Below are 13,204 nucleotides of genomic sequence, written 5' to 3'. Positions count from 1 at the left end.
CGTTGCACTTTCGGCGTTAGTTATTTCTGAAATGTTTCCAGGGTGTTATTTTTAAGCCACAGACGTCAAATATCCCTTCTTGCTCTGTGGTTATTCCCAAAGGACACCCTATGAAAACCTCTATCTTTAAAAGCCTCTATGTCCAGGTTCTGACGGCCATAGCGATCGGTATTCTGCTGGGCCATTTTTACCCGGAACTGGGCGCGCAAATGAAACCCTTCGGCGACGCCTTCGTTAAGCTGATTAAAATGGTGATTGCTCCGGTTATCTTCTGTACCGTCGTGACGGGGATCGCCGGGATGGAAAGCATGAAAGCCGTCGGTCGTACCGGGGCGGTGGCGCTGCTCTATTTCGAAGTGGTCAGCACCATCGCGCTGATTATCGGTCTGATTATCGTCAACGTGGTGCAGCCTGGCGCCGGGATGAACGTCGACCCGTCAACGCTCGATGCGAAAGCGGTGGCGGTGTACGCTGAGCAGGCGAAAGACCAGGGGGTGGTGGCCTTTTTACTGGATGTGATCCCGGGCAGCGTCATTGGCGCCTTCGCCAGCGGCAACATTCTGCAGGTGCTGCTGTTCGCCGTCCTGTTTGGTTTTGCCCTGCACCGTCTGGGCAGCAAGGGCCAGCTGATTTTCAACGTCATTGAAAGCTTCTCCCAGGTTATCTTCGGCATCATCAATATGATCATGCGCCTGGCGCCGATTGGCGCCTTCGGGGCCATGGCCTTTACCATCGGTAAATATGGCGTCGGCACCCTGGTGCAGTTGGGGCAGCTGATCATCTGCTTCTACATCACCTGTATTCTGTTCGTGGTGGTGGTGCTGGGGAGTATCGCCCGGGCTACCGGCTTCAGCATCTTCAAATTTATCCGCTATATCCGTGAGGAGCTGCTGATTGTGCTGGGAACCTCCTCGTCAGAATCAGCGCTGCCGAGAATGCTCGACAAGATGGAGAAGCTGGGCTGCCGCAAATCGGTGGTGGGCCTCGTGATCCCGACCGGCTATTCGTTCAACCTCGATGGCACCTCCATCTACCTGACGATGGCCGCGGTCTTTATCGCCCAGGCGACCAACAGCCATATGGATATTTTCCATCAGATCACCCTGCTGGTGGTGCTGCTGCTCTCCTCGAAAGGGGCGGCGGGGGTGACCGGCAGCGGCTTCATCGTGCTGGCGGCGACCATCTCCGCCGTCGGGCATTTGCCGGTGGCGGGCCTGGCGCTGATCCTCGGTATCGACCGCTTTATGTCCGAAGCCCGTGCGCTGACCAACCTGGTGGGTAACGGCGTCGCTACGGTGGTGGTGGCTAAATGGGTCAAAGAACTCGATGCCAAACAGATGGATGATGTTCTGAATAACCGTGTTCCAGCGAACAAATCGCACGAATTATCCTCTTAAATCCTCCTCTTAGGCCCGTACTCCCTTGCTGGAGTACGGGCTCCTGCGCATAATTAGAGGTCATTTCCGCTTGGCGGAAATGACACGAAATGATTATTTTGCGTTGTCATGCGACATTTTCGTCTCCGTGTGGTCTAACCGACGTATTTCACTCTCACTTTTTTCGGCAGCCCGTCAGTGGGGTGCTGTTGTAACCAGGAATGTTCATCAGGGGTTCACATGCAGGGCACAACAATTAAACTTTTAACGGGCGGTTTGCTGATGGTAGCGGCGGCCGGTTATGTGCAGGCAGAAGCGCTCCAGCCTGATCCGGCCTGGCAACAAGGGACCTTAGCGAATGGTTTGACGTGGCAGGTGCTGGCCACGCCGCAGCGTCCCAGCGACCGTATTGAAGTCCGTCTGTCCGTGAATATTGGCTCGCTGAGCGAAAGCACTCAGCAGAGTGGTTTCAGCCGCTTTGTTCCTCGCCTGGCGTTGACGCAAAGCGGCAGCCTGCCGACGATGCAGGCGCGCTCTTTATGGCAGCAGAGTATTGACCCGAAGCGTCCTCTGCCGCCGGCCATCGTCTCCTACGATTACACAATGTTTAATCTCAGTCTGCCCAATAACCGCAACGATCTGCTGAAAGAGGCGCTGAGCTGGCTGGCGGACGCCAGCGGTAAGCTGACCATTACGCCTGAATCGATCAATCATGCGCTGCAGGGCAGCGACATGGTGGCGACGTGGCCGCTGGATACCAAAGAGGGCTGGTGGCGCTACCGCCTGAAAGGGTCCACCATGCTGGGCCATGATCCTGCCGCGCCGCTGAAGCAGCCGATAGACGTGGCGCAGCTGAAAGACTTTTATCATAAATGGTACACCCCCGACGCCATGACGCTGATTGTGGTCGGTAACGTCGACAGCCGCAGCGTCGCTGAGCAAATCAGCAAAACCTTCGGCGATCTGAAGGGCAAGCGGGAAACGCCCGCGGCGGTGCCGACCTTATCGCCACTGCCTACCGTGCCGGTCAGCATCATGACCAGCGCGGTGCGTCAGGACAAACTGTCCATCATGTGGGATGCGCCCTGGCAGCCAATCCGCGACTCCGCGGCGCTGCAGCGCTACTGGCGCGACGACCTCGCCCGCGAAGCGCTGTTCTGGCACGTGCAGCAGAGCCTGAGCAAAAATAACGTGAAGGATATTGGTCTTGGCTTTGACTGCCGGGTGCTCTATCAGCGCGCGCAGTGCGCGATCAACATCGAATCGCCGGGCGAGCGTCTGAACAACAACCTGAGCGTGGTCTCGCGCGAGCTGGCGAAAGTGCGGGACAACGGCCTGCCGCAGGAGGAGTTTGACGCGCTTATCGCCCAGAAAAGCCTCGAGCTGCAGAGGCTGTTTGCCACCTATGCGCGCACTGACACCGATATTCTGATGAGCCAGCGCATGCGCTCCCTGCAGAATCAGGTGGTGGATATCGCGCCGGAGCAGTATCAGAAGCTGCGCCAGGAGTTCCTCAACTCCCTGACGGTAGACATGCTGAATCAGTACCTGCGTCAGCAGCTGTCCCAGGATATGGCGCTGGTGCTACAACAGCCGAAAGGCGAACCGGAATACAACATGAAGGAGCTGCAGGCCACGTGGGAAAAACTGATGGCGCCGAATCCGGCGGCCGCGGCGGTCAGCGGCAGCGCTGATACAGTTGATGCCCACAGCGAGGCCAGCGACATCCCGCCAGGGCAGTAACTAACGCCTCTCCGGCGCGCCAGCGGCGGCCGGAGAGCGCTTCCTGCGGAGAATTACTGCGGCATCGCTTCCCGCGGGATGATCGCCCCGCGATACTGGATCACCGTGCTGGCGGTCAGGTGTCCGCGTTTGGCGGCGGATTCAGCATCGCCGCCGGTCAGGCGAACGGCCAGGTAGCCGGCGCTGAAGGAGTCTCCGGCGGCGGTGGTATCCACCACCTTCTCTTTGGCCAGCCTGACAGCCGGCACTTCCTGTAGCGGTTGCCCGCTAACCGAGACCAGGCAGGCATCCGCCCCGCGCTTCACCACCACCTCTTCCACGCCGGCGGCATGCGTGCGGGCGATCACCTCAGCAACCGGTTTTTCCCCCCACAGCGCGTCTTCATCATCGAGCGTCAGAAACGCGATATCGGTGCAGGCAAGCATCTCCTGATAGACCTGCTGCGTCTCCGCCTGGCTGGCCCACAGGCGTGGACGATAGTTGTTGTCGAAGATCACCTTGCCGCCGTTGGCGCGGCACTCACGCAGCAGCGTGAACAGCTTGTCGCGGCTGGCCGGGCTGAGAATGGCGAGACTGATGCCGCTCAGATAGAGATAGTCGAAAGTGGCCAGCTCTTCGCAAATCGCCGCCGCGCGATCGCTCTCCAGCCAGAACTTTGCCGCCGCCTCGTTGCGCCAGTAGTAGAAGGTGCGCTCGCCGGTGTCATCGGTTTCAATGTAATACAGCCCCGGCAGGCGGTCGGCCATCCGCTGGATAAGATCGGTGTTGACGTTTTCCTGCTGCCAGCTGTCGAGCATCTGCTGGCTGAACGCATCGGTTCCCAGCGCGGTGACATAGTGGACGCTCAGTGCGCTGGCATCGGTCTGCCGCGCGATATAGACCGAGGTGTTTAAGGTATCGCCGCCAAAGCCGCGGTTAACGGCCCCGTTCTTCTCTGACAGCTCAATCATGCATTCGCCAATAACGGCAATTTTTTTAGACATAGCCAGAACCTGCAATGGAATCGATATAAGCGCTAGTGTGCGCTGCGCTGTTTTGCTGGTCAATCATATTAAAACATCGTTCCATTATTTTTTTGACCTGACGCGCGTAATGTGACGAAAAGCGCATTTCCAGGATAAACGCCGCGTTTTGACTATATTCAGGACTGACGTGATGCAAAAGGAGCGGAGTAGGGATGAGCAGAACCCGTAAAACGTTGGTTATCATCACAGGAACGATACTGTTGCTGATCGTTCTCTTCTTTATCGTGCTGGCCACCTTTGACTGGAACCGGCTGAAGCCGACGATCAATCAGAAAGTGTCCGCCGAACTTAACCGCCCGTTCGCCATCCGCGGCGATCTCGGCGTGGTCTGGGAGCGGCAGCCGGACGAGCGCGGCTGGCGCAGCTGGATCCCGTGGCCCCATGTGCACGCGGAAGATATCGTGCTGGGCAACCCGCCGGCCATCCCCCAGGTGACTATGATCCACCTGCCGCGGGTGGAGGCGACCCTCGCCCCGCTGGCGCTGCTGAGCAAAACGGTGTACCTGCCGTGGATCAAGCTGGAACAGCCCGACGTGCGGCTGATCCGCCTGGCGGAAGACAATAATAACTGGACCTTTCAGCTGGCTGGCGATCAGCGTACGTCGGGCGACAGCGCGCCCTCCAGCTGGTCCTTTCGCCTCGATAATATTCTCTTTGACCGCGGGACTATCGCCATCGATGACAAGATCACCCGCAGCGATATCACCATCCTTGTCGATCCCCTCGGCAAACCGCTGCCGTTCAGCGAAGTGACCGGCACGAAGGATCAGCATAGCGCGGCGAAAGTGGGTGACTATGTCTTTGGCCTGTCGCTGAAGGGCCGCTACAAGGACCAGCCGGTCACCGGCAACGGTAAAATCGGCGGCATGCTGGCCCTGCGCAGCGCAAGCACCCCTTTCCCGCTGCAGGGCGACTTCCACTCCGGCAACACCCGGGTGGCATTCAGCGGCACGGTCAGCGACCCGCTCAACGTCGGCGGTATTGACCTGCGGCTGAAATTCGCCGGCGACTCGCTGCGCGATCTCTACGACCTGACCGGTGTGCTGCTGCCGGAGACGCCATCGTTCTCTACCGATGGCCGCCTGCGCGCCGACTTTAAGCAGAAAAACCGCATGCGTTTTGACTACCAGGATTTTAATGGTCGGATCGGCGATAGCGACATTCATGGCTCCCTCACCTATACCACCGGCAAACCGCGACCGAAACTCAGCGGCGATATGGAGTCGAAGCAGCTGCGGCTGGCGGATCTCGGGCCGTTAATCGGCGTCGATTCCGGCAAAGGGACGAAGAAAGGCGCTGCGCGCCAGGCGGGCGACCGACCGCAGCCGGCGGGTAAAGTGCTGCCGGCAGACCGTTTTGAAACCGATAAATGGCAGGTGATGGATGCCGATGTACGCTTTAAGGGCCGGAGAATTGAGCACGGCGGCACCCTGCCGATCAGCGATCTGTCGACCCATGTGATCCTGGAAGATGGCGACCTGCGCCTGCAGCCGGTGCGCTTTGGCCTGGCCAACGGGTCGATTGCCGGCAGCGTACACTTGCAGGGCGATAAAAAGCCGCTGCAGGGTGAGGCCAATCTGCAGGCGCGACGCCTGAAGCTGAAGGCGCTGATGCCGAACGTCGAGATGATGCAGAAAACCCTTGGCGAGATGAATGGCGATGTTCAGCTGCGCGGCAGCGGCAACTCGGTGGCGGCCCTGCTCGGCAACAGTAATGGCAACCTGAAACTGCTGATGAACGACGGCCTGATCAGTCGTAACCTGATGGAAATTCTCGGTCTTAACGTCGGCAACTACCTGATCGGCCAGATTTTTGGTGATGAGGAAGTTCGGGTGAACTGTGCGGCGGCCAATATCGACGTGACCAACGGCGTCGCCCGGCCGCAGATTTTTGCCTTCGATACGGAAAACGCGCTGATCAATGTGACCGGAACCGCCAGCTTCGCCTCCGAGCAGCTGGACCTGACCATCGATCCGGAAAGCAAAGGCTTCCGGGTGATCACCCTGCGTTCACCGCTGTATGTTCGGGGCACCTTTAAATCGCCGCAGGCGGGGGTGAAGGCCGGGCCGCTGATTGTCCGCGGTGCGGTAGCGGCGGCGCTGGCGACCCTGGTGACGCCGGCTGCCGCGCTGCTGGCGCTGGTCTCCCCGGCGGAGGGCGATAGCAACCAGTGTCGGACCATTTTGTCACAGATGAAAAAGTAGGGGAGAGCCCTGACGCCAGCGGCGTCAGGGCGAAGGATCACAACGACTGGTGGCGGGTCTCGTGGGTCAGCAGCAGGGCGATCAGCGTCAGCGCCGCCATCGCCGCCAGATAGGTGCCGACCGCCGCCAGGCCATAGTTGCCCTGCAGCCAGGCGGCAATATACGGCGCGACCGAGGCGCCGAGGATCGACGACACGTTATAGGAGAACGACGCGCCGGTGTAGCGCACCTCCGTCGGGAACAGCTCCGGGAGCAGCGCGCCCATCGGGCCAAAAGTGAGTCCCATCAGGCTTAAACCCAGCAGCAGGAAGGCGAAGACCAGCAGCGGGTTACCGGAGCCCAGCAGCGGTTTAAAAGCGAACAGGGCGAACAAAATAATCATCGTGGTGATGACAATCATGCTCTTGCGACGGCCAAAGGCGTCCGCCAGCAGGCCGGCGACAGGCACCATCACGCCGAAGCCAATCACCGCCATCATCAGCATCCACAGCACTTCGTTACGCGGCAGGCCCAGGCCATTCGGCGCGGCGCCGGTGCTGAAGGTCATCGAGTAGACGGTCATGATGTAGAACAGGGTATAGGTTGCCAGCATGATGAAGGTGCCCAGCACCGTCACGCGGACGTGTTTGGTCAACAGGGTACCCAGCGGGATTTTGACCTGTTTTTTCGCCGCTGCCACTTTGGCGAAGACCGGCGTTTCGTGCAGCGAGACGCGCACGTACAGACCGATGATCACCAGCACCGCGGAGAAGATAAACGGCACGCGCCAGCCCCACTCCATAAACTGCTGATCGGTTAACAGCCAGGAGAGCAGCAGGAAGGTGCCGTTGGCGAAGAAGAAGCCGATCGGCGCGCCCAGCTGCGGGAAGGAGCCGTACAGGGCGCGCTTGCGCGCCGGGGCGTTTTCCGTTGCCAGCAGCGCTGCGCCGCCCCATTCCCCTCCGAGGCCAAGCCCCTGACCGAAGCGCGCCAGCGCCAGCAGCACCGGCGCGACAATGCCAATGCTTTCATAGCCGGGCAGCAGGCCGATCACCACGGTGGAGATCCCCATGGTTAACAGCGAGGCCACGAGAGTGACCTTGCGGCCGACGCGATCGCCAAAGTGACCAAACAGCGCGGAGCCGATCGGCCGGGCGACGAAGGCGATGGCGAAGGTGGCCAGCGACTGCAGGGTGGCCGCGGCGGCATCGCCCTGCGGGAAAAAGATATGCGGGAAGACGATGACCGCGGCAGTGGCATAGATGTAGAAGTCGAAAAACTCAATGGCGGTGCCAATGAGCGAGGCGACAACGACTTTGTTGCGTGAATTGACCGGGGCGGTTTCCTGCGAGTTTTCGAGTGTGGTGGCTGTGGCTTGCATAGATCTTTCTTATTTTTGCGCGAACGAAAAGCCATATAGCCACAGCCACAGGGACATTTCAATCTGTAACAAACGTGGAAAGTGGGCAAAAAACAGGCAAAAAGCGGATAATTTTTACACCAGTAAAAATGGTTCTATGAAATGCTTCACACAATTAAAAAGATAGAGGATAAAACCAGTTTTTGGTTAAATAAAAGTTAATGGGTGGATTTATCTACTGAAATAAAGCGCGAGGATGAATTTTGCCTCTTCAATTCATCCTCGCAATGCGTTAACGGTGGGTTTTGCCAGGCATCCGCCGGTCGTCTTTATACTCCGCGGTGGCGATCCATGCGGCGCAGAATAGCGTCAGGCGGGCAAAGAAATAGAAAAAGGCCATCAGCCCCAGCACCGATCCGAACGCCGCCCCGGAGGGGGATTTCACCAGCGCCGGCAGCGTCCAGGTCATGACGATTTTGATGATTTCAAAGCCAATCGCCGCGATAAGCGTGCCGCGAAACAGGGCTTTGCGCCGCGGACGATGGCGCGGCAGCCGCCAGAAGATCCAGAAAAAGAGCAGATAGTTGGCAAAAATCGAGATGGCGAGGCCGATCAGCCGCCAGGCGGGCTTCAGCCATTCAATGTTGTCGAGATACAGCGCGGAGATAATCAACTGCTGGGCGGAACCCGCGACAGAAGTGATGGACAGCGTAATAATCAGCGCCACCAGCAGACCGATCAGCGAGATAAGATCGCGGAAGTATTTTATCCAGATTTTCTCTTCGTCCTGCGGCCGGCGCTCCCAGACGTCGCGCGACTGGGCGCGGATCGCTTCACGCAGATTGCCCATCCAGTTAATACCGGAATAGAGGGCGACCAGCAGGCCGACCAGACCGACGGCGGTACGCTGCTGCACCGCGGTGTTGATGGTGTTTTTCAAGGTCGCCGCCAGCGTTGGGTCGCTGACGTTTTGCAGAATTTTGTCGAAAATGTCCTGCAGCAGGGTCGGGTGCCAGGCCAGCACGAAGCCGGCGGCGGCAAAGGAGACCATCAGGATCGGGATCATCGACAGGAACGAGAAGTAGGTGATGGCCGCGCCGAACTGATTGCCCAGTCGGTCATTGAAACGTTCTGCGGCGCGTATCAGATGGGCGATCACCGGGTTGCGCTGCACTTTGGCCGCCGTTCCGGTGACGGTCTTCAGCGCCTGGCTGGCTTTTTGCCCGACGGCCGTGTCATTGAGAGCGTCGAGGGGGCTTTTGTTTTTCTCCGGCTGCGTGTCCGGTTCCTGTGGTGGGCGTCGATCGTCGTTTTCCGGCGTCATACGTGATTTCTTCCTTTTTTACCGCGAGATTCAGCAAAAAGTATACCTTAAATGGCGTATCCTGCAGGAACGCCTCTGCCTGCCCCCCGTTCTCCACTCGTGTGGATCAATCGACATACGCTTTCATCAGCCCGCCCAGCCATTCCATAAACAGATGTACGCGACGGGAGAGATTGCGCCGATGGGGGTAGATAAGCGAGACCGGCAGCGGCTCGGCGCGGTACTGGGGCAGGATCTCCGTCAGGTCGCCGGCGCGTAACGCCTCGCGCACGCCGGTGCGTGGCACCTGAATGATCCCCAGCCCGGCGATACAGGCTGCCTGATAGGTTTCCGTGCTGTTGACTGTCAATATGCCGCCGGTTTTTATCCAGCGCACCGCGCCATCGATCACCACCTCAAAGCCGGGGGGACGGACCCCGAGGGTGCTGGCGTAGTGGATCAGGGCATGATCCGCCAGATCCTCAAGGGATTGCGGATAGCCAAATCGCGCAAGGTAGTCCGGGCTGGCGCAGTTAATTTGCGTCAGCTTGCCCAGTGGGCGGGCGATAAGCCCTGAGTCTTTGAGCGCGCCGACGCGTACCACGCAGTCAAACCCCTCGCGGATCACGTCCACCAGCCGATCGCTGCTGCTCAGCTCCAGTTCGATGCCCGGATACTGCTGTAAAAAAGTCGGCAGATGAGGGATCACCAGTTTTTTAGCAAAACCGACCGGCATATCCACCCGCAGCCGGCCGCTGATGCTCGCCGGATCGTGCTGGAACATGCCGTCCAGTTCATCGAGGTTGCTCAGCAGATCCTTTGCCCGTTCATAGTAGACCATCCCATCCTGGGTGAGCTGAACCCGGCGGGTAGTGCGGTGCAGGAGCCGCACGCCAAGATGGCTTTCCAGGGCCTGAATCTGCCGCGAGACGCTGCCTTTCGGCAGCGCCAGGGTCTCGGCGGCGCGGGAAAAACTCTCCAGATCCGCTACGCGAATGAATAACTGCATTGCATGAATTTTATCCATGCCGATCGCCTATTGTTGTTATGAATGAAACAGTAAAACGTAATGTAGCGTATTTATTGTTTCACTGGCAGTTAATAAGCTAGAACACAATCACAACGCAACCTGAAAGGGGTCTTCTGATGACACAACGTATCGCTTTAGTGACCGGCGGCAGCCGCGGTCTGGGTAAAAACGCCGCGTTGAAGCTGGCGGCGAAGGGAACCGATATTCTTCTGACTTACCACAGCAACCGCCAGGCGGCCCTCGACGTGGTAGCAGAAATCGAGCAAAAAGGGGTCAAAGCGGCAGCATTAGCGCTGAACGTCGGGGATATCTCAAGTTTTGACGCTTTCGCCAGCGAGGTGGCACAGGTGCTGGCGCAGAAGTGGGGGCGAACCACCTTTGATTATTTACTGAACAACGCCGGGATCGGCCTTAACGTCCCCTTCGCCGAGACCAGCGAAGCGCAGTTTGACGAGCTGATGAACATCCAGTTCAAAGGGCCATTTTTCCTGACCCAGCGGCTGCTGCCCCTCCTGCAGGACGGGGGACGGATCCTCAACGTTTCCAGCGGCCTGGCGCGCTTTGCCCTGCCGGGCTATGCGGCCTACGCCGCGATGAAGGGGGCGATGGAGGTCCTGACCCGCTATCAGGCGAAAGAGCTGGGCGGGCGCGGTATTTCGGTGAATATCATTGCGCCGGGAGCCATCGAGACCGACTTTGGCGGCGGCGTGGTGCGCGATAACGCCGAGGTGAATCGGCATATCGCCGCCCAGACCGCGCTGGGGCGCGTCGGGCTGCCGGATGATATCGGCGACGCCATCGCCGCCCTGCTCAGCGATGAGCTGGCGTGGATGAACGCGCAGCGCGTGGAAGTCTCGGGCGGGATGTTCCTCTGAGCCAGACTGACGCCGGGCGGTGCGCTACGGCGCATCGCCCTCCCCACGCAGCCGACCGAACAGCCAGTCATTGTGCCAGCGCCCGTTCAGCCAGTAGTTCTCCCGCAGCTCCCCCTCCAGCCGGAAGCCGGCTTTGAGCAACAACTGCTTAGACGCCTCGTTGCCGGCGGTGACGCTGGCGGTCAGGCGGCGGACGCCGCCGGTGGTAAAGGCGTAGTCGCACAGCGCGCGCAGCGATTCGTAGCCGTAGCCCCGGCCCTGCGCCGCCGGAGCGAAGAGAAAGCCGACCTCGGCAATCTCGCGCTGATGATGCTGGTAACCGGTCAGGCCGAGCGGGGTATGGGTGAGCCTGTCGCGCACCACCAGGCACAGCCAGTGTTCATCCCCCGGCGCCCACGGCGGCAGCCGCGAATCGAACGCCTCGCGGATGGCCGCCTGCGGCCGGGGATCGGCGACGTAAAGCATGACCTGCGGATCCTGCTGCAGGGAAAGAAAAAACGACCAGTCGTCAAGCTGCAGCGGTGAGCAGCGCAGGCGCGGCGTCAGGAGTTCAGGCATAAGCGTCATTCCGGGCAGGGCGAATCCTCTGAACATAGCAGGAGAAAGCCGCCGGGAACAGCCCGACTAGGTTGGCTCACCGTACAGGCCAATCAGTCGGCGCACCACGCCGTTGGTCCAGCCAAAGCCATCCTGCAGGGGATACTCCCCGCCGCCACCCTCATGCGGGACGCCGGTGGCAATATGGTATTTCTCAATCAGCTTGTGATGCTGCTTGTAAAAGTGATTGACCGTCTGCAGCCAGCTCCAGGCAATCTCATCCCCCAGCGGATCCTGGCCGTAACGTTTAAATCCCTGGATCGCCATCCACTGCAACGGCGCCCAGCCGTTAGGTTTATCCCACTGCTCACCGCTTTCATATTCGGTGGCCATGATCCCCCCGGGGGTGAGCAGGCGGGCCCGCACCGCATCGGCAAGGCGTTCTGCCTGCTCGTGAGTCGCCAGGCCGACGTAAAGGGTGACGATGCTGGCCGCGGAAAACAGCGCCAGCTGTTCACGGCGCCAGTCATAATCGCGGAAACAGCCGTTCTCATCATCCCACAGATAGCGGTTGACCGCCGCCCGCCGATCCTGAGCCTTCTGGCGGAAGGCCGCCTCTGTCTCGCGATCGCCCTTCAGGCCGGAGAGATTGGCGATGGTCGTCTCCAGCTTGAACAGGAAGGCGTTCAGGTCGATAGGGATAAACTGCGTCGTGCGGATGCTGGCCAGCCGCGTGATATCCCGCAGCCAGCGGCTGGAGTAGTCCCAGCCGGACGCGGCGCCCGCCCGCAGGTCGCGGTACACTTCATTGGCGGGCCGCCCGGAGTGTCGGGCGGTCTCCACGTCCTCGCGCCAGGACTCATCCCGCGGCGTGTCACGGTCGTCCCAGTAGCGATTGAGCAGGGAGCCATCCGGCATACGCACCACGTGGCGATACGCCTGGTGCGGGATCAACGACTCGGCGCCGTCCATCCAGAAGGCGTGCTCCATCTTCAAATGGTCCAGATAGCGCTTCGCGCCGCGCACGCCATCCTCTTCAAAGAGTTCGACCATCAGGGCAAACACCGGCGGCTGCGATCGGCTGAGGTAGTAGGTGCGGTTGCCGTTCGGAATGTGACCGTAGGTTTCAATCAGCCAGGCAAAGTTATCGGCCATGCATTTCAGCAGATCTTCCCGGCCGCTCTCCGCCAGCCCCAGCATGGTGAAATAAGAGTCCCAGTAATAGGTTTCGCTAAAGCGACCGCCAGGCACAATATAGGCCTGCGGCAGCGCCAGTAGCGACGACCAGGGGATATGATCCTGAGGCTCGCGGGTCAGCACCGGCCACAGCTTATCGATGTGCTCTTTCAGCGTCAGGCTGGGGTCCGAGGTGTAGACGTCGGTCTGGTTCTCCGGCAGCCAGAAGTTGTCTTCCACGAACTGTCGCAGGTCGAAGTCGGGCTGACGTTTGACCTTGCGGTAGTTGCGCAGGATGTCCAGCGGATCGTGTTTCGGCGCGCAGTCGGGGAAGGTTTTGCTGTCGGCAAAGATGCGTGATTTCTGCACGTTGGTAAACAGCTCAAGATAGCGATCCGCCGGGGTAAGGGCATCGGACGCCGGAAGCCCCTCGATCACCTCAGGCTCCGGTTCAGCGTCAATCATCTCATCCAGCTTTAATTCGTACGGATCGGCTTCGTAGCAGGGATCGATGTCGATCCTTAACTCGTCGTCTTCAACGTGGCGTAATTTCTGGCTGAACATAGCGATACGGACCTCCGGATAGCGTGAGTTCG

Annotated in this window: 10 protein-coding genes; 4 read left to right on the top strand and 6 right to left on the bottom strand. The window is 59.7% G+C overall.

All coding sequences use genetic code 11. From position 1 onward, the window contains the following. The first annotated feature begins 110 nt into the window (after positions 1–110). Entirely contained in the window at positions 111–1,397 is a 1,287-nt protein-coding gene (locus tag A1WC_RS02050; protein ID WP_008806920.1) for a dicarboxylate/amino acid:cation symporter, read from the top strand. A gap of 219 nt (positions 1,398–1,616) precedes the next feature. Then, positions 1,617–3,119, top strand: coding sequence for a M16 family metallopeptidase (locus tag A1WC_RS02055; protein ID WP_008806921.1), 1,503 nt, complete (start codon positions 1,617–1,619; stop codon positions 3,117–3,119). A gap of 53 nt (positions 3,120–3,172) precedes the next feature. On the opposite strand, the gene A1WC_RS02060 is transcribed toward A1WC_RS02055, so the two are convergent. Further along, positions 3,173–4,102 carry a sugar kinase gene (locus A1WC_RS02060; protein WP_012967094.1) on the bottom strand — a complete coding sequence of 310 codons (930 nt, stop codon included), beginning with the start codon at positions 4,100–4,102 and terminating at the stop codon, positions 3,173–3,175. 194 nt (positions 4,103–4,296) lie between these two features. Here A1WC_RS02060 and A1WC_RS02065 point away from each other — a divergent pair, with 194 nt between their 5' ends. Beyond that, complete coding sequence (locus A1WC_RS02065) at positions 4,297–6,348, top strand: AsmA family protein (protein ID WP_012967095.1); 2,052 nt, start codon at positions 4,297–4,299, stop codon at positions 6,346–6,348. Between the two features lie 37 nt (positions 6,349–6,385). Here the strand turns inward: A1WC_RS02065 and A1WC_RS02070 are convergent, their stop codons facing one another. The 3 genes from A1WC_RS02070 to A1WC_RS02080 all read right to left on the bottom strand — a co-directional run bounded on the left by A1WC_RS02070 (position 6,386) and on the right by A1WC_RS02080 (position 10,017). Next, on the bottom strand, positions 6,386–7,708 hold the full coding sequence (locus A1WC_RS02070; RefSeq protein ID WP_016161932.1) for an MFS transporter: 1,323 nt from the start codon (positions 7,706–7,708) through the stop codon (positions 6,386–6,388). 271 nt (positions 7,709–7,979) lie between these two features. Continuing rightward, entirely contained in the window at positions 7,980–9,011 is a 1,032-nt protein-coding gene (gene yhjD, locus A1WC_RS02075; protein WP_012967097.1) for an inner membrane protein YhjD, read from the bottom strand. 106 nt (positions 9,012–9,117) lie between these two features. Next, complete coding sequence (locus tag A1WC_RS02080; RefSeq protein ID WP_016161931.1) at positions 9,118–10,017, bottom strand: LysR family transcriptional regulator; 900 nt, start codon at positions 10,015–10,017, stop codon at positions 9,118–9,120. Positions 10,018–10,136: 119 nt separating this feature from the next. Here A1WC_RS02080 and A1WC_RS02085 point away from each other — a divergent pair, with 119 nt between their 5' ends. Further along, positions 10,137–10,895 carry an SDR family NAD(P)-dependent oxidoreductase gene (locus tag A1WC_RS02085; RefSeq protein ID WP_012967099.1) on the top strand — a complete coding sequence of 253 codons (759 nt, stop codon included), beginning with the start codon at positions 10,137–10,139 and terminating at the stop codon, positions 10,893–10,895. A gap of 24 nt (positions 10,896–10,919) precedes the next feature. On the opposite strand, the gene A1WC_RS02090 is transcribed toward A1WC_RS02085, so the two are convergent. Continuing rightward, entirely contained in the window at positions 10,920–11,453 is a 534-nt protein-coding gene (locus A1WC_RS02090; RefSeq protein ID WP_012967100.1) for a GNAT family N-acetyltransferase, read from the bottom strand. 66 nt (positions 11,454–11,519) lie between these two features. Beyond that, positions 11,520–13,172 carry an alpha,alpha-trehalase gene (locus A1WC_RS02095; protein WP_008806929.1) on the bottom strand — a complete coding sequence of 551 codons (1,653 nt, stop codon included), beginning with the start codon at positions 13,170–13,172 and terminating at the stop codon, positions 11,520–11,522. Between the last annotated feature and the right edge of the window lie 32 nt (positions 13,173–13,204).

Source organism: Klebsiella sp. KTE92 (genome assembly GCF_000398905.1).
GTDB lineage: Bacteria > Pseudomonadota > Gammaproteobacteria > Enterobacterales > Enterobacteriaceae > Klebsiella > Klebsiella variicola.
This window is presented reverse-complemented; position numbering and strand designations above follow the sequence as displayed.

Bases quoted from the DNA above. Each gene is read 5' to 3' on its own strand.
- A1WC_RS02050 (WP_008806920.1), top strand. From the start codon at position 111: ATGAAAACCTCTATCTTTAAAAGCCTCTATGTCCAGGTTCTGACGGCC.
- A1WC_RS02055 (WP_008806921.1), top strand. From the start codon at position 1,617: ATGCAGGGCACAACAATTAAACTTTTAACGGGCGGTTTGCTGATGGTA.
- A1WC_RS02060 (WP_012967094.1), bottom strand. From the start codon at position 4,102: ATGTCTAAAAAAATTGCCGTTATTGGCGAATGCATGATTGAGCTGTCA.
- A1WC_RS02065 (WP_012967095.1), top strand. From the start codon at position 4,297: ATGAGCAGAACCCGTAAAACGTTGGTTATCATCACAGGAACGATACTG.
- A1WC_RS02070 (WP_016161932.1), bottom strand. From the start codon at position 7,708: ATGCAAGCCACAGCCACCACACTCGAAAACTCGCAGGAAACCGCCCCG.
- yhjD (WP_012967097.1), bottom strand. From the start codon at position 9,011: ATGACGCCGGAAAACGACGATCGACGCCCACCACAGGAACCGGACACG.
- A1WC_RS02080 (WP_016161931.1), bottom strand. From the start codon at position 10,017: ATGGATAAAATTCATGCAATGCAGTTATTCATTCGCGTAGCGGATCTG.
- A1WC_RS02085 (WP_012967099.1), top strand. From the start codon at position 10,137: ATGACACAACGTATCGCTTTAGTGACCGGCGGCAGCCGCGGTCTGGGT.
- A1WC_RS02090 (WP_012967100.1), bottom strand. From the start codon at position 11,453: ATGCCTGAACTCCTGACGCCGCGCCTGCGCTGCTCACCGCTGCAGCTT.
- A1WC_RS02095 (WP_008806929.1), bottom strand. From the start codon at position 13,172: ATGTTCAGCCAGAAATTACGCCACGTTGAAGACGACGAGTTAAGGATC.